A 19626-nucleotide genomic window follows, 5' to 3' on the forward strand; every position below is an offset into this window, starting at 1 on the left:
TTCAGAAAAAAGCGTTATGGCTGAGTAACTATGCTGAACAAACTCCACCAACAATTGATTCATTTGGTCTGTAGCGAGGAAGGTGCCAGCCGCGCTGACCTCGCCCGCCTGACGGGTATGAGTAAAGCGGCCATTGGTGCGCTGGTAAAAGAGATGCTGGCTGATGGTCTGCTACAGGAGAGCGATATGGCCGCTTCCGGCGGTCAGGGACGCCCCTCCGTCACCCTGTCCCTGGCGCCGGACGCTGCTTACGCCATCGGCATCTCACTTATCGATAATCAGCTTGTGTTGGTGCTGATGAATGCCAGCGGCGAGAAAATCGCCGAGCGCCTGCTCACGCCACAGCTTGAAATCCCCGACGTAATCCAGCAACTGGCGGGTGAAATCCGCAGTTTATTAAAGGATACGCTCATCGAGCACCAACGGCTCGTCGGCATCGGTTTTGCCCTGTCTGCCTTTGTGGACGCCGCGCAAGCGGTCTGCGTACAGTCGGCGCTGCTGGGCTGGCATCAGGTGCCGCTAGCTGAATTGTTAAGCCACGCGACCGGCGGGATCCCGGTATTTATTGAAAACGACACCCGGGCACTGGCGAACTGGGAGAAAACGTTTGGTCATCTGCGCAAGCTGGAGAGCGCAGTGGTGATTTCCCACGGCAGCGGCATCGGCAGCGCGGCGGTCATCTATGACCGAATCTGGCGCGGCGCCCACGGCGGCGCAGGCGAAATAGCCCATTGCACCATTGTGCCGGCGGGCACGCCTTGTCGCTGCGGGAAGCGCGGCTGTCTCGACACCATTGCGTCTCTCACCGCTATCTTTGAACAGGCGCGCATGGCCGGTATCAACACCGACCAACTGGATGAACTGGAGGCCATGGCGCGCAAGGGCCACACTGCCGCCATCCAGATCTTGCATCGGGCCGGTGACGCCTTAGGGTTGGCTATTTCACATCAGATCCAGACCCACGATCCGGCGGCGATCATGCTTGCCCATCAGCCGGAAAGCTTTAACGGTTTACTGAATACCGTGATGCAACAAGCTATAGAAACCAACCTGCTGCCGGGGATGGCGGGAAACACACCGCTTATCTATCGCCCGCTGACGCAGGACAGTTGGGCGCTCGCCGCGGCGAGCGTCGCGCTGACTCACGTTCTCTTCCCAGCCTAATTTCGAGGTCCCTATGCGCATTGCCGTTGGCGGAATACATATTGAATGCAGCACGTTTAACCCAGTACTGACTCATGAAGCGGAGTTTCGCACCGTCAAGGGCGATGCCCTGCTGGAGGCGCCCCACTTTCAGTTTTTACGTGATTATCCGGCGACGTTTCTGCCGACGCTGCACACCAGGGCGATTCCCGGCGGCCCGGTGGCGCGAGAGACCTATGAACAGTTCAAAGCCGAATTCTTAAGCCGTCTACAGGCGCAACTGCCGATCGACGGCCTGTACCTGGCGATGCACGGCGCAATGTTCGTTGAAGGTATGGAAGATGCCGAAGGAGACTGGATCGCCGCCGCCCGCGCCTGCGTTGGCGATGACTGCCCGATTGCCGTCAGCTACGATCTACACGGTAACGTGACCCAGCGCATTATCGACGCCATCGACATGTTCTCAACCTATCGCACCGCGCCGCATATCGATATAGAAGAGACCATGCGCCGTTCGGTCAGTATGCTGGTGAATAGTCTGCAAAGCGGCGTGCGCCCGGGCGTCGTGTGGGCGCCCATCCCGGTATTACTGCCTGGCGAACGAACCAGTACGGATGATGAACCGGCAAAAAGCCTGTACGCCATGCTGCCGCACAGCGACCAGATAGACGGCGTACTCGATAGCTCATTAATGGTCGGCTACGTATGGGCCGATGAACCGCGCGCCACCGCCGCGGCCATTTTTACCGGCACCGATCGCGCGGTACTGGAGCAACAGGCCGCAAAACTGGCGCAGGCCTATTGGGACGCGCGGGAAGATTTTGTTTTCGGCTGCCGGACGGGCGGCGTCGCCGAATGCGTCGCTCAGGCTATCGCCAGCGCCACGGGCCCGGTGATCCTGGCGGATTCTGGCGATAATCCAACCGGCGGCGGCGTCGGCGATCGCGGCGATGTGCTCGCCGAACTGCTACGCCAGCAGGCGCAAAATACCCTGGTTGCCGGCATTACCGACGCGCCGGCTACGCGTGCGGCCTTTGAAGCCGGCATTGGCGCGGAACTACAGCTAACACTCGGCGCTAACCTCGATCCGGCGGGCGTCAGCGCAAGCGCGCGTTTTACCGTGACAGGCCTACTGGCGGCAAGCCCGCAGCGCCCGGCCAATCAGGCGATTTTGCAGACCGGCGGTATTACCGTGGTGGTGGCCGACCGTCGTCGTCCGTATCACGACATTGCCGACTTTAGCGCGCTAGGACTCGACCCGCGGCAGGTGAAAATTCTGGTGGTCAAATCCGGCTATTTATCGCCGGAACTGGCGCCGCTGGCCAATCCGAACCTGATGGCGCTCTCGGAAGGGGTCGTCGATCAGGATATTGAACGGGTGGCCCGCCGGCGAATGCTGACCCCGACCTGGCCGTTTACGCGTGACATCGAATTCACTCCACAGGTGCGGGTTTCCGCCCGCGCGCCCTTTGCCAGGGAGTCCTGAGTCATGAACCGGGAAACGCCTGCGCCAGTACTGGCCGTCAACAATCTGAGCATCTCATTCCGCCACGGCGATAGCTGGCAGAAAGTGGTGCGTAATATCAGTTTTAGCCTTTATCCAGGTAAGACGCTGGCGATTGTCGGCGAATCGGGCTCAGGCAAAAGCGTGACGGCGATGGCCATCATGCGCCTGCTTTCTGCCCGCCATAGCCGTACCGAGGGACAGGTGTTGCTCGGCGGCAAATCCCTGCTCGAGCTTCCTGAAGAGGAGATGCGTCGTGTACGCGGCGCCGAGGTAGCGATGATTTTTCAGGAGCCGATGACCAGTCTTAATCCGGCCTTTACCATCGGCAATCAGATAGCGGAAGTTTTTATCCGCCATCAGAGTTTATCGGCGCGCCAGGCGAAGCAGGAGGCCATCGCCCTGCTGGAAAAAGTCCGCATTCCGCATCCTGCACAGCGTTTCGATGAATATCCGCATCAGTTTTCCGGCGGTATGCGCCAGCGCGCGATGATCGCGATGGCGCTGGCCCTGAAGCCAAAACTGCTGATCGCCGATGAACCTACTACCGCGCTGGACGTCACTATCCAGGGGCAAATCCTCGATCTGATTAAAACTCTGCAGGCAGAAAACAATACCGCGGTGCTGTTTATTACTCATGATATGGGCGTGGTCGCGGAAACCGCCGACGATACGCTGGTGATGTTCCGCGGCGACGCCATCGAATGCGAGCGCACAACGACGCTATTCGCCGCACCTCAACAGCCCTATACCCGCGCGCTGCTGGCCTCGGTACCTGCGGCAGGTGAAATGGATGTAAGCTCGACCCCTTGTAAATTTCCATCGGTGAACCTGCAAACCGGAGAAATTCATCGTTATCCGCCAGAAGCGGATCTCAGTCTGACCAGCAACGAACCTGTGCTGTCGGTCAAAAACCTGGTCACCCGTTTTCCCGTCAAAAAAGGCTTTTTCAATCAGTTAGCCGGGCATATCCACGCCGTAGAAAACGTCAGCTTTGATTTATGGCCCGGAGAAACGCTATCGCTGGTGGGCGAATCAGGCTGCGGTAAATCGACCACCGGTCGCAGTCTCATTCGCCTGGTCCAGGCGCAATCCGGCCATGTTCGTCTCCATGGTTATGACGTCCTGCAAGCCGGGCGCCAGCAGCAAAAGCGGATGCGTCAGGATATCCAGATGATATTTCAGGATCCGTTCGCCAGTCTGAATCCGCGGCTGAAAATCCAGGAAACGCTGATTGAACCGCTGCTGGAAAATGGCCTTGCCACCCGCCAGCAGGCGCTGGCGCGCGCCCATGAATTAATTGAAAAAGTGGGGCTCAACGTCGCGGTACTTAACCGCTATCCGCATGAATTTTCCGGTGGTCAGCGCCAGCGCATCTGCATTGCCCGCGCGCTGGCGATGAATCCCAAGGTGATTATCGCCGACGAGTCGGTGTCGGCGCTGGATGTGTCGGTCAAGGCGCAGGTGGTCAACCTGATTATCGAACTGCAACGAACGATGAAAATCGCCTTTCTGTTCATCTCGCATGATATGGCGGTGATTGAACGGATCAGCCACCGGGTGGCGGTGATGTATCTCGGTGAAATCGTCGAAATTGGCCCGCGGCAGGCCATTTTCGCCAATCCGCAGCACCCGTATACGCAAAAGCTGATTGCGGCGATCCCAAAGACCGATCCGTCTCGTCGCCATCTGTTGCGTGAAGCCAATAACGATGAACTGCCGTCGCCGTTTCGCGATAAAGACTGGCAGCCGCCGACCCGTCGCTACGAACAAGTCGGTAATCAGCACTGGGTAATGCGCTGAGCGGATTACCTTGAATAGACCGGTTTAACGCTCTACAGGCTGCGCTGAGCCGGTCCCCCTTCCCAAAAAGCGATGCTCCATCTCCCCTTTTAACTGGCAACGCATTTTTTTGCTGTTTTTTGCGATTCACATTCTCACATCATGCTGTATTATGCAGGTTGTTGCAGTATTTTGCAGGAACAGCAATTATGCATAAAACCGCCCGACAACAGTTTTTGCTCGAACTACTGAGCGAAAACGGTCAAATTAGCATCAGCGAACTGGTTGAACGATTGCAGGTCTCACCCGATACCGTTCGCCGCGATCTAAGTGACCTGGAAAAACGCGGACTGGTGCAGAAAAACCATGGCGGCGCTATCGCCCTCGATCTTCCGGCCATGAATCGCCAGGGGCGCAACGCGCTGCTGCCGGAGACTAAACAACGCCTTGGCGCGCTGGTCGCCCGTGAGGTCCCACCGGGAGCAACGCTATTTTTAGACGCCGGCAGCACGGTACTGGCCGTCGCCGCTCATCTAAAAGGACCGCTGACGGTCATCACCCCTTCGCTGGATATTGCCCAACTATTTAGCGAACGGCCCGATATCGAGTTGGTTTTACTTGGCGGGAAATGGGATATGCGGCAGCGGCTGTTTGCCGGTAGCGCCACGCTGGCGCTGCTTTCTCGTTACCGCGCGGATATCGCCATTCTCGGCGCCTGCGCGATCCATGCGCGGCAAGGGCTTAGCGCCAGCCAGGAAGCGGATGCGGAAGTGAAACGCGCCATGCTGGCTGCCAGCGTCGAGCACTGGCTGGTGGCTGATCATCTGAAACTTAATCGCTGCGAGCCTTACCTGGTCGCCGAACTGAAACACATCGATCGTCTATTCCTCGACAAGCCGTGGCACGCGCTTGGCGAAGACAATTCAATGCAGGTCAGCATTGCTGACGCTGAATAACGTGGAGAAAGTCATGCATAAAGTTATCAACGGCGCAGGTAAGCACATTAATATTGCGCTGATCGGCTACGGATTTGTCGGCAAAACGTTTCACGCGCCGCTCATTAATTCGGTCGAAGGGTTAAAGCTTGCCGTCGTCGCCTCCCGCGACGAAGCTAAAGTGAAGCAGGATCTGCCGGATGTTGCGGTCATCGCTTCGCCGGAAGAGGCCATTCAGCATCCGGACGTCGATCTGGTGGTACTCGCTTCGCCAAACGCCACCCACGCCCCGCTGGCTCGCCTGGCGCTCAATGCCGGTAAGCACGTAGTGGTAGATAAACCTTTTACTCTCGATATGCAGGAAGCGCGCGAGCTGATCGCGCTGGCGGAAGAAAAGCAACGGTTGCTTTCTGTCTTCCATAACCGCCGTTGGGATAGCGATTATCTCGGCATTAAGCAGGCCATCGAGCAGGGGCTGATCGGCAAGGTTAAGCATTTCGAGTCGCATATCGACCGCTTCCGCCCGCAGGTTCGCGTCCGCTGGCGCGAGCAGAATGTACCAGGTAGTGGCCTGTGGTTTGATATTGGCCCGCACCTGATCGACCAGACGCTGCAACTTTTCGGCCTGCCGCAAACTGTACAGGGCAATATTGCCACCCTGCGCCAGGGCGCGGAGATTAACGACTGGGCACATGTGGTACTGAACTATCCACAGCACAAAGTGATTTTGCACTGTAGCATGCTGGTGGCCGGCGGCGTCTCGCGTTTCACGGTCCACGGAGATAGCGGCAGCGTCGTGAAACTGAAAGCAGACCAGCAGGAGAGCCAGCTGCTGGCAGGCGTCATCCCAGGGAGTGAAAGCTGGGGCCAGGATGACGACAGCATGACGTTGTTCGACGCCAGCCTGCAGGCGCACACGCTCGCCACGCCGAAAGGCGATCAGCGCCAGTACTATATTCAGGTTCGCGATGCCCTGCTGGGCAAAATCGCCAACCCGGTGCCTCCGCTACAGGCGCTGGCAGTGATGGCGGTGCTGGAAGCTGCCGTTGCCTCGTCAGAAAGCGGCAGCGTGCAGAAGCTGGCGTTAACCGCCAACGAACTGGCCGGGCTTCAGTAAGCTCTCCCTGGCGGCTGTCGTACTCTTCAGCCGCTACATATTCTCTTCTGCTGAAAACTCTCCCCAGGAAAATCTCTCTCGATCGCCAATTGGCTGCTGGAAATTTCCCACATTTGGGAGCAGGATATAATCAAATACCTGATTATTGTGGTACGCCCTTAGCTTCTGCGGACGCAGCCCGACACACTGGACAGGAGAATGTCATGTATTACACGTTAGGAGAAAAGACCCTCCACTTTTATCGCTATCAGTGCCGTTACTACGTCGCCCACTGGGACGGCGGCCACGTGATGACCGAGCAGTTCAAGCCGTTTATCGCCGGGATCAGCGAAAAGACCGGCCTGGAAGCGAAGCGTGTAGAAGCGGTTGCTCGCGACTACTTCACTAACGTGGATTAACTCTGACCGCTTTTTGTTGCCGTGGCCGTTAGCTGCGGCAACGCATTCCCCTCGGGTTAAATCCCGGCAGCCAAATGTCATCAATAACCATTTTTGAGCGCCCTCACGGTTCGCTTTCTCTCTTGTGGCAGTCTATATCTTATTCATCTTTATCGTGGGAGGAACAAGAATATGGGCAAGAAAATTTTAATGCTGGTGGGTGATTACGCTGAAGATTACGAGACCATGGTACCGTTTCAGGCATTACAGATGATCGGCCATCAGGTTGATGCCGTCTGTCCGGATAAGAGTAAAGGCGACCATATTATGACGGCGATTCATGATTTTGAAGGCGCTCAGACCTACAGCGAAAAACCCGGTCACCGCTTCGTACTGAACGCCGATTTTGCCAGCGCCAGAGAACAGGACTACGACGCCCTGCTGATCCCCGGCGGCCGCGCGCCAGAATATCTGCGCCTGAATGAGCAGGTGATTAAGCTGGTCCAGGCTTTCGACGCCGCGCATAAACCGATTGCCGCCGTTTGCCACGGCCCGCAGCTTCTGGCCGCCGCGGGTATTCTTAAAGGCCGTACCTGTAGCGCTTACCCGGCTTGCGCTCCCGAAGTGCGACTCAGCGGCGGGCATTATGCGGATATTGGCATCGACCAGGCGCACGTTGACGGCAATCTGGTCACCGCCCCCGCCTGGCCCGCCCATCCGCAATGGCTTGCTAAATTTGCCGAGGTGCTGCAGCGGTAAACGCCTTTTCCAGGGCTGGAGTCGCTACGCTACGATATGCCCCAGCCCTTACGCCTTGCGCGAAGCTATTCCGCCATTTTACTTTTCAGTAGCGCATAAGAGACTATCAGCTGCTGCAGGTGTTGTTCCGCCTGTTGTTGCTGCGCAGCGCGGCTGATTTGTCCTTCTGTCATCGCTGATAGTTGACGTAACTGTTCTTCAGCCGGGACGGTTCGATTAAAAGACTGAGTAATGGCGAACACCGCAGATTTGAGTTCACTAACCGTCATGTATTTCCCCTTCTGTTCATCCAGGGCATCCAGACGCTGAGTTAATTGCTGCAGTTGCAGCATTCCCTGATACCAGCCGGTGAGGTTTTCCGCCGGCAGCGCGGCGGCTATGATCTGCTGCCGCCACTGCGAGGACAATGCTTTCGCCTGCTCCGGCCATAGCACTTGTGCCTGTTGTACCAGTTGCTCGCTATAGTCGATGGCCCAATTCGGCTTGAGTTGGGCCAGATCTGACAGCTGCTGCCGGGTCTGCTTTATCCCATCGTCTGCTGGCGGTGCGTGCTGAGAAAAGGAGCGTAACTGATCTGGCGAAAGTACCGTCGGCAATGGCGCCAGACTGAGAGCGAATTGCCGCTGTTCCGGCTCTGGTTTAGCCATCGCCTGCCACCCCCATCCCGCCGCTGCGGCCAGCGCCAGCATCGTCAGCATACCGGCCACAAAAGGTCGCCATCGTTTTTCAGAATTCTGACGCTCATTGCCGGCTTGCACGTGTGGCAGCGTTTCCGGCGGCGCAATATAAATCCACTTCGTTCGCTCAACCCGCTCATCCAAATGGGTGGAAGCATTCTCCATCGCGACTACGTGCGGTAGGGTATCAGCGCTAGTTACGCCATCGCTGTTCTCCAGCCGTACCGCCGCGTTATGCATCAAATTGAGCAACGCATCAAACTGACTGGCATGCTTTAATTCCAGACGCTGCAGCGCAGCATCCAGCGCTTTCAGATGCGCTTCCGCCTCATAAATCAAACTAAGATCGGCATAGGTCAGCGTCAGCGTACGCAGCGCTTGCTGTAGCCGTTTACCCAAACCGCTGAGGATTTCCATCCGCGCGTGTACCGGCTGTGGCCAAAGGCTCCCCCACTGACGGGTAATCAGCGTTTCCAGGATAGCCAGGCCTTCATTCAGCCCGGATAAACCGGTTAACTGCGTACGGGCAAGCGTATACCAGGCCGCAGTCTGCAGCTCTACGCCGTTACGGTCAAACAGCGACAGACAAAGCCGTTCTGCGTACAGCCAGTCAACGTCGGGGCGCGCCGGGTGGCTGAGTTTATGCATTTCTTCACGCAGCTTTGCGTAGTCTGCCAGCGTGCGCGGATCGCCGCCGGTAGTCAGGTGACGCTTAGGATATGTTGTCATAGGGGTAACCAGAGTGAGGGCTAAATAGCGGTGCGGGCATTCAGATACTGTTGCTGTTTCAGATGGCGAAGGAGAACCCTGCCTTCAGGCATAAATTCCGTGCCATAGCGTACCAGACCAATTTCCTTCAGTTCCGCGTCGATGGCATAACGCAGTTCGCCTGGCTGTGTCTGTTCGAGCATCTCCACACGGAGGCTGTTCAGCCGCGGTTCGTATTTGAGCAGTACCGCGGACAGCGTGGTCATTAACTGGTGCGCGCTACCCGGCATCCCCTGGAGAATTTTTGTCATATCCGGCAGACCGTAATCCGGAAGATGCGCCAGCGTACCCGCCCGGCAGTTGAGGATACGCTGCATATTATCAAGCACCGATAAAATGACCTGATTTTCTTCACCGATCTGATGCAGATCGAGACCGCCGGAGAAATTACCAAACAGGGTGTCGTAAAGTGAGGGGCGTGGCATTTTAGTTACCTTTTAACGGTTGCAGCGTCAGCCGGTTGTGACCGGCTTCGATAATATGCGGCTTGTCGGGGTCGAGGTCGTCGCGGGTCAACACTAACCGCCAGCTGTCCTTGACCCGATCCGGCGCGATAAACATCCCCGCCACCGCGACGTATTGCGCCGCCGTCTCCAGCGGCATATCCAGCGCCACGGATTCCCCCGGGCGTAGACGGATATCTTTTTGGGCCAGCCAATCGCTTGGTATTGCCCGGCTATCGTCAGCAAATAGCGAGGGATAATCGCTGGCGTCAAACGCTTTGCGCTCTTTGAGTTGGTAAATTCGCACTACGGTTGCCAATGACGCCCCTTGCGCATTGTGGTTCACCCCTTCCCGGGCCCGAATATCCAAATGCAGCGTTTTGATCTGTTTATAAAAAATAGCGTAGGTCACTGAGACGGCTCCATCTTTTACGCTCTGCGTCAGGCCGCAGCCGGTTAAGGCTGCAGTGAGAGTGATGGGCAGCAATGTGGCGCAATTTTTACCAGCGATAGTTGCCATCTTCATCGTTCTCCCTTCGGTGAATATTTTTCGGACGCGCTGATAACGCCCCAGATGAATGGTGATAATGTCAGTAGCAGGGTATTGCGCGTTAAGCGGGCGCAGTACCGCGGTCCGCCCTAACCGCGCCGCGTTTTTGGGTTGGCAAGAGCGTTGCGCAGCCGGTAATAAATGGCGGGCCACATACAGCTGTAGCCGTACATCCAAATGGGCGCCCAGCCAGGGCATTCAGCGTGGAGTCTGCGGTGTCGGACATACGATCTCCTCCTTGATATGTTTGAAAATAACGTTATCTGCTTTTTTATCCTCATCAGGATGAGGATGTATCGGGTATTTCGGATCTGCGCGACCGTAGCAGGAACGGACTATCCGCACCTTATCGCAGGGGAAAATATGCACATCAAAACCGCAGGTCTGCCCCTTCTCCCAGCGTTCAATGGGGACAGTAATCGGCCCATGTTTCTGATAGTGAGTCTCATAATCATCGGGCATCTCACTCGATTTCATCCAGGCATTAGGATCGGAGGTCCAGGTGATTTTTGCCGTCAGTCCCGGGCGCCAGACATCAGGCACCATCACGCAGCAGAATCCGCCACCGCCACCGTAGGGATTCGCCCTGGGCCCTCCGTAGCCATCAACCTGCACCGAAACGATGGCATCAGGTCCGTGGTTTAATACGGCTATATCAGCGCCGCTCATGCCGTCATGACTGTGATCGCGGCAGGCCGTCAATAGACAGAGAAAAACGGCGACCAGTACCGCCAGCCCTGTGGGCAAAATGCGGGTATGCTTTATCATTGATGTATCCTTACAAAAATAAAATAAAGTAATGAATTATTAAGAGATGACGTAATTACAGATTTTTATTTTTACGACGCCGTCCATAGTAATATGGTAATTAAAGTGTCAGGGAAGCAGTATTTTAAAAGCCTCGCTTTTTATATCGCGATATATTTTACCCAACACGCCCGATACCGTATTCAGATCTTTCATATCCGTTCGCGCCTGCACTAATATATCGCCGACATTAATATCTATAATCGCTTTTACCCGCTGACCAAATTGTTTCACCGAATCCCACGTATCGTCATCGTTATCGTAAATCGTCCGCGACGCAAAATAGCCGTGTGAAAACGAGGAGTGCAGCGGGTCGTGATTATATTTGGCCAGCGTGTCATGCACGTAGTTATCGTAAAAATCCAGCATCGTCGGCGAGCCCATCAGCGCCGCCCGCCGGGCATCGCCGCTTTTCTTGATCTGGATATATTCCGACTCCTGCGCCGCCACCAGCGGACCGCCAAGCTGGTCGGTTTGCGTGGTGGGGATCACATCCAACAGCACCTGGCCCAGCAGCGCCACGATACCGGTATGGGCAAAGTCATAACCCCATGCCGCGCGATCCAGACGATCCTTATCGATAAACGGCACTTCACGCGGCCCTTCGCTTTCCGCGGGGGCCGTCGCCGACGGCAGCGCGCCGGACGATTCATTCAGCGCCTGCTGATAAAAAGGTTTGCGCTGATAATACTTATCGGCGTATTGCGGGCTGGCAAAGCGCTCGGTGCGCCAGGCGGTGATCCAGCTCAGCTGGTCCGCCAGCATCACCTCCAGCGCTTTGGCCTTCAGCGGCACATACACCGGATCCGGCAGCTTGCCCAGCGGGCCGTTCTCCGGCGGCTTCGCGGCGGTGGCCGCGGCTTTCGCCTTATCGCCATCCGCCTTGTGATGAGCCGTCTTCAGCGCGGCAAGATGATCGCGGTGCTGAACCGCGATGATCACCACCACCTCCTCGTCGATGACCGGCGGTTTTTCCGTCTTCGCCCCCGCCTGCTGCGCCCCGGCTGCTGCCAGGTGTTAAACAGGGCGATCGCCTGGTGCGGAGATTTTGAATTGTTTTATATACGATCCATTCGGTCATTACCCGGATAGGCTTTNCCTTTTAGCGCCCTCCGGGCAACACTTCCTCAGGCACGCTCAGCGGCGCCCCGGCATCAAAGGCGGCGGCATACATATCGTGCAGCACAATCTTTGACAGCAGGCTGGCGGCATCGGTCTGCACTTTGCCGAGTTCCGTGGGTTTACAGTCGCCGCCAACATCGGCATGCATCCCGGGATAGACCACCTCCACCGCTCCCCGCCGGGTATTTACCGTCCGGACCGCGAATGGAGTCCAGCGGCAGGTCGCCGTGCTGCTCGTGGCCGGCGACAAAGTGGTAGCAGCTTTTTAAGAAGCCTTTGGTGGTCGGCAGCCGCAGGTTGTTGGCCGCCCAGCCCAGATGCCCGGTGGCCGACGGCAGGATATGCGGCACGCCAACCGCGGAGACCGTATCCAGCAGCCCCATAAACTCGATACTGATGGGGATGCCCAGCAGGGTCGGGCCGCCTGGCACCCCGGTCCCCGCCGGCAGCATATTTGTCGCATCGAGCGGCATTTTAGCGTCATCAAGCAGCGACTCCAGCCCGCGGGCGAAGGCGCGGGCGGTGGCGGCCCCCCGGCAGTAGCCGTAGACGAACAGCTTGATTTTGGCGATGCGCCGCTGCGAGCGCTGGATATGCAGCCGCGTCGGCTGCCGTGGCCACTGGTTGACCACGCACCCCAGATGGTCGTCGCAGAATTTGTCAAGCGCGCTTTTACGGTTGAACTTCTGGGTCAGCCGCGAGAAGGGCCAGACGGTGGCCATCTGAGGCCGAAAGATATCCAGTTCGCTGTCTTCGATCCTTTCCTTTCTCACCGCATAGCAAATGCTGCTGTAGGTTTTAAGCAGCGCCTGGTTGATACGGTCCTCACCGCCGTTGGCAAACAGCTCGCCGTCCAGCGAGTAGTGCTCTTCGCCAATCTCCGGAAAGCGCGCCCCGCAGCCGGGAAAGTAGTAACTGAAGTAGCCGTCACTCTCAGCTGTTTCCTTCTGATCTTTCCAGTTGGCTGCATGATAGAGGCGGCCGATATTAGTCAGCGGCGGGTTACGCGAGCCATACACCTCATCGGCCCCCTTTTCATTACAGCAGGTACCGTCAAAGAACAGGCTGATATGCAGGCTGGCGGGACAGCCCGGCTCCGTTTTTTTGTCCGATTGATGTTCAGACTCCCCGACATATCCTTCCAGATACTGCCTGGCGAAGTTGCCTTCGGCCTGCGTTCTGCTCGCCGGCAGGCGGCCGCGCTCGTTGTATTCGGCTTTCTGCTGCACAGAGTTATCGGCAGACTTTTCTCCGTTTTTATCATCCGGCCCGGGAAACTTCGGCGGTAAGCTGGCCGCTTCCGCGGTGGAGGTTTTAACCGTGACCGGGGTGGCGCCGGTCTGAAAGGCGGCAATAAGCGCCTTCAGGGCATTCAGCGTGGACTCTGCGGTGTCGGACATACGATCTCCTCCTTAATATGTTTGAAAATGATCTTATCCGCTCGTTGCTCCCAGTCAGGAGGAGACTGGGGTACCGGGTAGCCCGGCTGTCCCGGTGGAATGCAGGAACGGACTATCCGCACCTTATCGCAGGGGAAAATATGCACATGAAAGCCGCAAGCCTGATCCTCTTCCCAGCGTTCAATGGGCACGGTGATCGGGCCATGGCGCTGATAGTATTGCGAATAGTTGTCAGGCATATCGCTTATTTTCATCCAGGAGTTAGGGTCGGAAGTCCAGGTAATTTTTGCCGTCAGCCCCGGGCGCCAGACATCTGGCACCATCACACAGCAGAAGCCGCCGCCGCCGCCGTAGGAATTGGCCCTTGGTCCCCCGTAGCCGTTCACCTGCACCGAAACGATGGCGTCCGGACCATGGTTTAAAAGGGTGATGTCAGCGCCGCTCATGCCGTCGCGACTGTGGTCACGACAGGCCGTCAGCAGGCAGAGAAAAACGGCGGCCAGCACCGCCAGCCCGCCGGGCAAAATACGGATATGCTTTATCATTGATGTGTCCTTACAAAAGAAATTAAATGCGTCGTTATTAAGAGATGACGTGATGACAGAATTATATTTTGCTGATATATATACCTCCCGAAAATTTGTGATAATGATATTTGTAGCGGTCAAATAGAATTGGCCGCTATAAATATCTTCAGCTGTATTTTCATATCCGTTCGCGCCTGCACTAATATATCGCCGACATTAATATCTATAATCGCTTTTACCCGCTGGCCAAATTGTTTCACCGAATCCCACGTATCGTCATCGTTATCGTAAATCGTCCGCGACGCAAAATAACCGTGGGAAAACGAGGAGTGCAGCGGGTCATGATTATATTTGGCCAGCGTGTCATGCACGTAGTTATCGTAAAAATCCAGCATCGTCGGCGAGCCCATCAGCGCCGCCCGCCGGGCATCGCCGCTTTTCTTGATCTGGATATATTCCGACTCCTGCGCCGCCACCAGCGGACCGCCAAGCTGGTCGGTTTGCGTGGTGGGGATCACATCCAGCAGCACCTGGCCCAGCAGCGCCACGATACCGGTATGGGCAAAGTCATAACCCCATGCCGCGCGATCCAGACGATCCTTATCGATAAACGGCACTTCACGCGGCACTTCACTTTCCACGGGCGCCGTCGCCGACGGCAGCGCGCCGGACGATTCATTCAGCGCCTGCTGATAAAAAAGCTTACGCTGATAATACTTATCGACATATTGCGGGCTGGCAAAGCGCTCGGTGCGCCAGGCGGTGATCCAGCTCAGCTGGTCCGCCAGCATCACCTCCAGCGCTTTGGCCTTCAGCGGCACATACACCGGATCCGGCAGCTTGCCCAGCGGGCCGTTCTCCGGCGACTTCGCGGCGGTGGCCGCGGCTTTCGCCTTATCGCCATCCGCCTTCTTGCGAGCCGCCTCCAGCGCGGCGACCGGATCCCGGCCCTGAGCCACGGCGATGGCCACCACCTCCGCCTCGTTAACGGCCGGCGTTTCGGTCTTCGCCCCGGCCTGCTGCCAGGCGTTAAACAGGGCGATGGCCTGGGCGGAGATTTTGAATTGGTCAGCGACATCCCCTTGCATTACCCGGTAGGTTTTGTTCTTAGCACCTCCGGGTAGAACATCACGCGGAACACTTAACGGCGCCCCGGCATCAAAGGCGGCGGCATACATATCATGCAGCACAATCTTTGACAGCAGGCTGCGGGCGTCGGTCTGCACTTTGCCGAGTTCTGACGGTTTACAGTCGCCGCCGACATCGGCATGCACCCCGGGGTAGACCACCTCCACCACCCCCGCCGGATACTTACCGTCCGGACCGCGAATGGAGTCCAGCGGCAGGTCGCCGTGCTGCTCGTGGCCGGCGACAAAGTGGTAGCAGCTTTTTAAAAAACCTTTGGTGGTCGGCAGCCGCAGGCTGTTGGCCGCCCAGCCCAGATGCCCGGTGGCCGACGGCAGGATATGCGGCACGCCAACCGCGGAGACCGTATCCAGCAGCCCCATAAACTCGATACTGATGGGGATGCCCTGCAGGGTCGGACCGCCGGGCACCACCGTCCCCGCCGGCAGCATATTTGTCGCATCGAGCGGCATTTTAGCGTCATCGAGCAGCGACTCCAGCCCGCGGGCGAAGGCGCGGGCTGTGGCGGCCCCCCGGCAGTAGCCGTAGACAAAGAGCTTGATTTTGGCGATGCGCCGCTGCGAACGCTGGATATGCAGCCGAGTTGGCTGCCGCGGCCACTGATTGACCACGCACCCCAGATAGTCGTCGCAGAATTTGTCAAGCGCGCTTTTACGGTCAAACTTCTGGGTCAGCCGCGAGAAGGGCCAGACGGTGGCCATACTGTTCCGGTATCTGGTCAGTTCGCTGTCTTTGATCGCGGTTTTGTTCACCGCATAGCTGATGCTGCTGTAGGTTTTAAGCAGCGCCTGATTGATACGGTCCTCACCGCCGTTGGCAAACAGCTCGCCGTCCAGCGAGTAGTGCTCTTCGCCAATCTCCGGAAATCGCGCTCCGCAGCCGGGAAAGTAATAGCTGAAGTAGCCGTCGTTTTCCGCAGTTTCATCCTGCTCTTTCCAGTTTGCCGCATGGTAGAGCCTGCCGATATTGGTCAACGGCGGGTTACGCGAGCCGTATATCTCATCAGCCCCCTCTTTAGTACAGCAGGTACCGTCGAAGAACAGGCTGATATGCAGGCTGGCCGGGCAGCCCGGTTCGGTTTTTTTGTCCGATTGATGATCGGACTCCCCGACATAACCCTCCAGATACTGCCTGGCATAGTTGCCTTCGGTCTGCGTTCTGCTCGCCGGCAGGCGGCCGCGCTCGTTGTATTCGGCTTTCTGCTGCGTGGAGTTATCCGCCGGCGTTTTCTCCTTTTCATCATCCGGCCCGGGAAACTTCGGCGGTAAGCTGGCCGCTTCCGCGGTGGAGGTTTTGACCGCGACCGGGGTGGCGCCGGTCTGAAAGGCGGCAATAAGCGCCTTCAGGGCATTCAGCGTGGACTCTGCGGTGTCGGACATACGATCTCCTCCTTGATATGTTTGAAAATGATCTTATCCGCTCGTTGCTCCCAGTCAGGAGGAGACTGGGGTACCGGGTAGCCCGGCTGCCCAGGCGGGATGCAGGAACGCACTATCCGCACTTTATCGCAGGGGAAAATATGCACATCAAAGCCACAGGCCTGCCCCTTCTCCCAATGTTCGATAGGGACAGTAATCGGCCCATGTTTCTGATAGTGAGTTTCATAATCGTCCGGCATCTCACTCGATTTCATCCAGGAGTTAGGGTCGGAAGTCCAGGTGATTTTTGCCGTCAGGCCCGGTCGCCAGTCGTTGGGCACCATCACGCAGCAGAAGCCGCCGCCGCCGCCGTAGGGATTCGCCCTTGGCCCGCCGTAGCCGTCAACCTGCATAGAAACAATGGCGTCTGGACCGTGGTTATAGACATTTATATCAGCGCCGCTCATCCCGTCGCGACTGTGATCGCGACAGGCCGTCAGCAGGCAGAGAAAAACGGCGGCCAGCACCGCCAGCCCGCCGGGCAAAATACGGATATGCTTTATCATTGATGTGTCCTTACAAATACAAAGTGATGACTTATTAATAAATGGCGTAATTAAATGCTTGTATTTATGCTAATAGATGAACCTCTATATATAACTGATGATGATATTTGTAGCGGTCAATGAATATTGGCCACGATAAATATTCTCAGCAGTTATTTCATATCCGTTCGTGCGTGTATTAATTATTTCGCCGATATTAAGTTCAATAATTGTTTTACTCGCAGGCCCGGCAGGACGCTATTATCGTAAAAATCCAGCATCTGCGGCGAACCCAGCTGCGCCACGATGCCGGTGTGGGCAAAGTCATAGCCCCACGCCGCGTGGTCCAGCCGATCCTTGTCGATAAACGGTACCTCACGCGGCCCCACGCTCTGCGCAGGCGGCGCAGCAGACGGTATTTTTCGGCCCCAGCGGGCGGGAATATATCTCCAGCCCGGCAGGCACCGTTTCCGCCATCTTCATCGTCGGTAGTTCCGGCGTCAGCGCCACCACCGATAGCCACGGAATGGTGCGCAGATAGTGCGGCCACAGCATGCTAACCAGCCCTTCGGTAAGCTCAGGCAGGTCGTCATCAATCTTTTCCCGCAAGCGCTCCATGGAAAAAGCAACCCCTTCAAACAGACGCTCTACGTAGGGATCCGGCGTACCGGCTTTGTCGAGATCCAGCATCGAAATAGCGCAAGGTTAAATCATCGATCGTATGCTATCCGTTACTCGTCCATGACGATCATCAGGCGTTTAAACGCACAGCACCGCCGCGCGGGCGGGGTCAATAGCAATCAGGTCCGCCAGCAAACGGTCCATCTGCGACTGCAGACGAGCTCTTTCCGTTTCGCTGCGTCCGGCCTTACCGCGCAACAGCCGCAGATGACGCGCTCGGACTTCAAACAGTAGTTCCGGTTCCCATTGCGCCAGTGACAGCGTGGCTGCCAGCACGTCCAGTTCCGCCAGCAGATGTTGCGCCAGTTCGTTTTTCCCGCTCTGCTCGGCAATCCGCGCCATCAATAATCGCAGTAACCAGCGGCTTCTGGGGGTGGTGATACCCGGACGATGTTGCAGCCAGGTCAGCGCCGCCTCAGCGCCATCGCTGTCGACCAGAGCCAGCGCCTCCGGCTCTAACTGAAGGATGTTGTCGTCGCCGGAAGCGGTGACGGCGCGGGAAGCGGTGTCGTCCAGCCAGATGGTTGCATTATCCAGCACCTGTTGCTGTATCCAGTTCAGCGTCACCTCATCGGCAAACGGCGTACCATCGTTAAACGCCAACCCTTCCAGGCCGATCAAACGTGCCAGCAGTCCTTGCAGATCATGCTGAATAATAGCGGCCTGCGCGTCGCGCCCGGATTTCAACAGCGCCTGGTGAACATACCACTGCAGATCCAGCCACAGATGGTTTGCGCCGCGGGAAAACATCTCGCTGGCCTGCTCGAGTAATTCCATCCAGCTCTGTTGGAGATACAGCCTTTTCAGCAGCGCCCGCTGGTCCGGTTTTGGCGGATCAATACGAGTTCTGCCGCCCGCCAGTAACGGCGGCAACTGATGCAGCGTATCATGGCGAATGCTCTTTATCAGGTGATGGGCAGAGAGCCAGCCATCCGGCTGGTCGCTGAGATACTTTGCCAGCACCCGCGCCTGCGTCAGCAGCTCCTGACCAGAGGTGATACCGCTGAGCACTGGCGCGCTGCCCCCCACCGCCGCTAGCGGCGCATCGCTGATATTCTGCGGGACCACAGCTTCTGGCCCGCCGGATTTCATTAACCGGGTTTCGAGGGCGGCGCACAACGCGCCGGGGACCGCCCCTTCTTGCGTCTGCTCCATGATCAGCAACGCGCCGGTGATACGTAGCGCATCGCTGTTGCATACCTCCGGGTATAACGACAGGCTGTCGAGCATGCGCTGGCTCGCCAGCCAGTCAAGGGCAGCTCTCCTGCTGCGATCCCGCTGCGGGTGTAGACTCACGCCAAAACGCTGCATTAATCCAGCCAGTAATTCCAGCCCATCAGCCAGACCCGCTTCGCCATCGCGGTGCAGGCGGGCCCAGGCGTAGTATGAGGCGACGCGGATATCCTGAGTGACGGTGGTCAGCAGCTTTTCCGCAAGCTGACAAATCAGATCGGTATTGGCGCCGGATAGCTTATTCACTTCTTCGCGCATCAACTGGAAATCATCGTCATAGCCGGGATCATCGCCCGTTGGTTGCTCGGCCGTGACCGGCTGCAGCCAGTTTTCCCACAGCAGCAAACGCTGCTGGGTCTGTGCGGCCAGCGCTTCCGGCGCTACCTGGCTCGCACTAATCAATGTATGAACTGATGCCATTAATAAAGATCCTCCCTGCGCTGTTCACTCTCCGCCTCGCAGCCCCATACGGACTCCGCCCCGCTGTCGCTCATTCCCGACGGGCTGTTGACGGGGAGTGTCTTACCAAATATCAACGCGCGCTGCGCATCGGCGAAATTCACCACTTCGCTCTGCGCCTCTTCCTGCAGGGTGAAATAATAGAATATGCCGACTTCAGCCAGCAGGCGCTGAATAAACGCCAGGTCGCTCTCGCGATACTGGTTTATCTGTTCGCGTTTTGGGTAGCTTTGCTTGAGATTAAATTCATATTCCCAACCATGCAGGTTATGCTCCTGCGGTTGTGTTGCGCT

Annotated in this window: 19 protein-coding genes and 3 pseudogenes; 7 read left to right on the plus strand and 15 right to left on the minus strand. The window is 57.2% G+C overall.

The annotated features are described in order from the left end of the window. Positions 1-30: 30 nt before the first annotated feature. The 7 genes from EAE_RS20905 to EAE_RS20935 all read left to right on the plus strand — a co-directional run bounded on the left by EAE_RS20905 (position 31) and on the right by EAE_RS20935 (position 7617). Positions 31-1164, plus strand: a complete 1134-nt coding sequence (locus EAE_RS20905) for an ROK family transcriptional regulator (protein WP_015705629.1) — start codon at positions 31-33, stop codon at positions 1162-1164. Positions 1165-1177: 13 nt separating this feature from the next. Beyond that, complete coding sequence (locus EAE_RS20910) at positions 1178-2629, plus strand: M81 family metallopeptidase (protein ID WP_015705630.1); 1452 nt, start codon at positions 1178-1180, stop codon at positions 2627-2629. A gap of 3 nt (positions 2630-2632) precedes the next feature. After that, positions 2633-4450, plus strand: coding sequence for an ABC transporter ATP-binding protein (locus EAE_RS20915; RefSeq protein WP_015705631.1), 1818 nt, complete (start codon positions 2633-2635; stop codon positions 4448-4450). A 188-nt stretch (positions 4451-4638) separates the two neighbouring features. After that, positions 4639-5385, plus strand: coding sequence for a DeoR/GlpR family DNA-binding transcription regulator (locus tag EAE_RS20920; RefSeq protein WP_015366305.1), 747 nt, complete (start codon positions 4639-4641; stop codon positions 5383-5385). A gap of 13 nt (positions 5386-5398) precedes the next feature. Next, positions 5399-6481 (plus strand): oxidoreductase, encoded by a 1083-nt coding sequence (locus tag EAE_RS20925; RefSeq protein ID WP_015705632.1) that lies wholly within the window; start codon positions 5399-5401, stop codon positions 6479-6481. 203 nt (positions 6482-6684) lie between these two features. Further along, on the plus strand, positions 6685-6879 hold the full coding sequence (locus EAE_RS20930) for a hypothetical protein (RefSeq protein ID WP_015366303.1): 195 nt from the start codon (positions 6685-6687) through the stop codon (positions 6877-6879). Positions 6880-7050: 171 nt separating this feature from the next. Further along, a complete protein-coding gene (locus EAE_RS20935; RefSeq protein ID WP_015705633.1) occupies positions 7051-7617 on the plus strand; it encodes a DJ-1/PfpI family protein in 567 nt (188 codons plus the stop codon). A 65-nt stretch (positions 7618-7682) separates the two neighbouring features. Here EAE_RS20935 and EAE_RS20940 read toward each other — a convergent pair whose 3' ends face one another. From EAE_RS20940 to EAE_RS20995, 15 genes and pseudogenes are all read right to left on the minus strand, one after another. Next, positions 7683-9023, minus strand: coding sequence for a VasL domain-containing protein (locus tag EAE_RS20940; protein ID WP_015705634.1), 1341 nt, complete (start codon positions 9021-9023; stop codon positions 7683-7685). A gap of 20 nt (positions 9024-9043) precedes the next feature. Next, positions 9044-9487 (minus strand): type VI secretion system baseplate subunit TssE, encoded by a 444-nt coding sequence (gene tssE / locus EAE_RS20945; protein WP_015705635.1) that lies wholly within the window; start codon positions 9485-9487, stop codon positions 9044-9046. A gap of 1 nt (position 9488) precedes the next feature. Further along, positions 9489-10025, minus strand: coding sequence for a type VI secretion system lipoprotein TssJ (gene tssJ, locus EAE_RS20950; RefSeq protein ID WP_175879567.1), 537 nt, complete (start codon positions 10023-10025; stop codon positions 9489-9491). Beyond that, a pseudogene (locus EAE_RS25615) lies at positions 10006-10247 on the minus strand (type VI secretion system baseplate subunit TssG); the annotation flags it as partial. The gene tssJ and the pseudogene EAE_RS25615, both read right to left, overlap by 20 nt. A 6-nt stretch (positions 10248-10253) precedes the next feature. After that, positions 10254-10823, minus strand: a complete 570-nt coding sequence (gene tli1a / locus EAE_RS20955; RefSeq protein WP_015705637.1) for a Tli1a family immunity protein — start codon at positions 10821-10823, stop codon at positions 10254-10256. 108 nt (positions 10824-10931) lie between these two features. Further along, a complete protein-coding gene (locus EAE_RS25300; RefSeq protein WP_015705638.1) occupies positions 10932-11804 on the minus strand; it encodes a hypothetical protein in 873 nt (290 codons plus the stop codon). A gap of 160 nt (positions 11805-11964) precedes the next feature. Beyond that, positions 11965-12132 (minus strand): hypothetical protein, encoded by a 168-nt coding sequence (locus EAE_RS25305; RefSeq protein WP_227498485.1) that lies wholly within the window; start codon positions 12130-12132, stop codon positions 11965-11967. Further along, the gene (locus EAE_RS25310) at positions 12104-13384 is read right to left on the minus strand and encodes a DUF2235 domain-containing protein (RefSeq protein ID WP_227498486.1); all 1281 of its coding nucleotides are present in this window, start codon (positions 13382-13384) and stop codon (positions 12104-12106) included. The genes EAE_RS25305 and EAE_RS25310 overlap by 29 nt, the downstream gene beginning before the upstream one ends. Then, entirely contained in the window at positions 13357-13929 is a 573-nt protein-coding gene (gene tli1a, locus EAE_RS20965; protein WP_015705639.1) for a Tli1a family immunity protein, read from the minus strand. The genes EAE_RS25310 and tli1a (EAE_RS20965) overlap by 28 nt, the downstream gene beginning before the upstream one ends. Before the next feature lie 119 nt (positions 13930-14048). Further along, complete coding sequence (locus tag EAE_RS20970) at positions 14049-16436, minus strand: T6SS phospholipase effector Tle1-like catalytic domain-containing protein (protein WP_015705640.1); 2388 nt, start codon at positions 16434-16436, stop codon at positions 14049-14051. Further along, complete coding sequence (tli1a, locus tag EAE_RS20975; protein ID WP_015705641.1) at positions 16409-16981, minus strand: Tli1a family immunity protein; 573 nt, start codon at positions 16979-16981, stop codon at positions 16409-16411. Before tli1a (EAE_RS20975) ends, EAE_RS20970 begins: the two co-directional genes overlap by 28 nt. Before the next feature lie 182 nt (positions 16982-17163). Then, positions 17164-17349: a hypothetical protein gene (locus EAE_RS20980; protein WP_015705642.1), complete on the minus strand. Its 186-nt coding sequence runs from the start codon at positions 17347-17349 to the stop codon at positions 17164-17166. Positions 17350-17368: 19 nt separating this feature from the next. Beyond that, positions 17369-17665: pseudogene (locus EAE_RS20985) on the minus strand (type VI secretion system baseplate subunit TssF); the annotation flags it as partial. Between the two features lie 54 nt (positions 17666-17719). After that, positions 17720-19294: a type VI secretion system protein TssA gene (gene tssA / locus EAE_RS20990; RefSeq protein ID WP_015705644.1), complete on the minus strand. Its 1575-nt coding sequence runs from the start codon at positions 19292-19294 to the stop codon at positions 17720-17722. A 41-nt stretch (positions 19295-19335) separates the two neighbouring features. Next, positions 19336-19611 (minus strand): annotated as a pseudogene (locus EAE_RS20995) (contractile injection system protein, VgrG/Pvc8 family); the annotation flags it as partial. Between the last annotated feature and the right edge of the window lie 15 nt (positions 19612-19626).

Origin of the sequence: Klebsiella aerogenes KCTC 2190, from assembly GCF_000215745.1 — a bacterium.
Lineage (GTDB): Bacteria > Pseudomonadota > Gammaproteobacteria > Enterobacterales > Enterobacteriaceae > Klebsiella > Klebsiella aerogenes.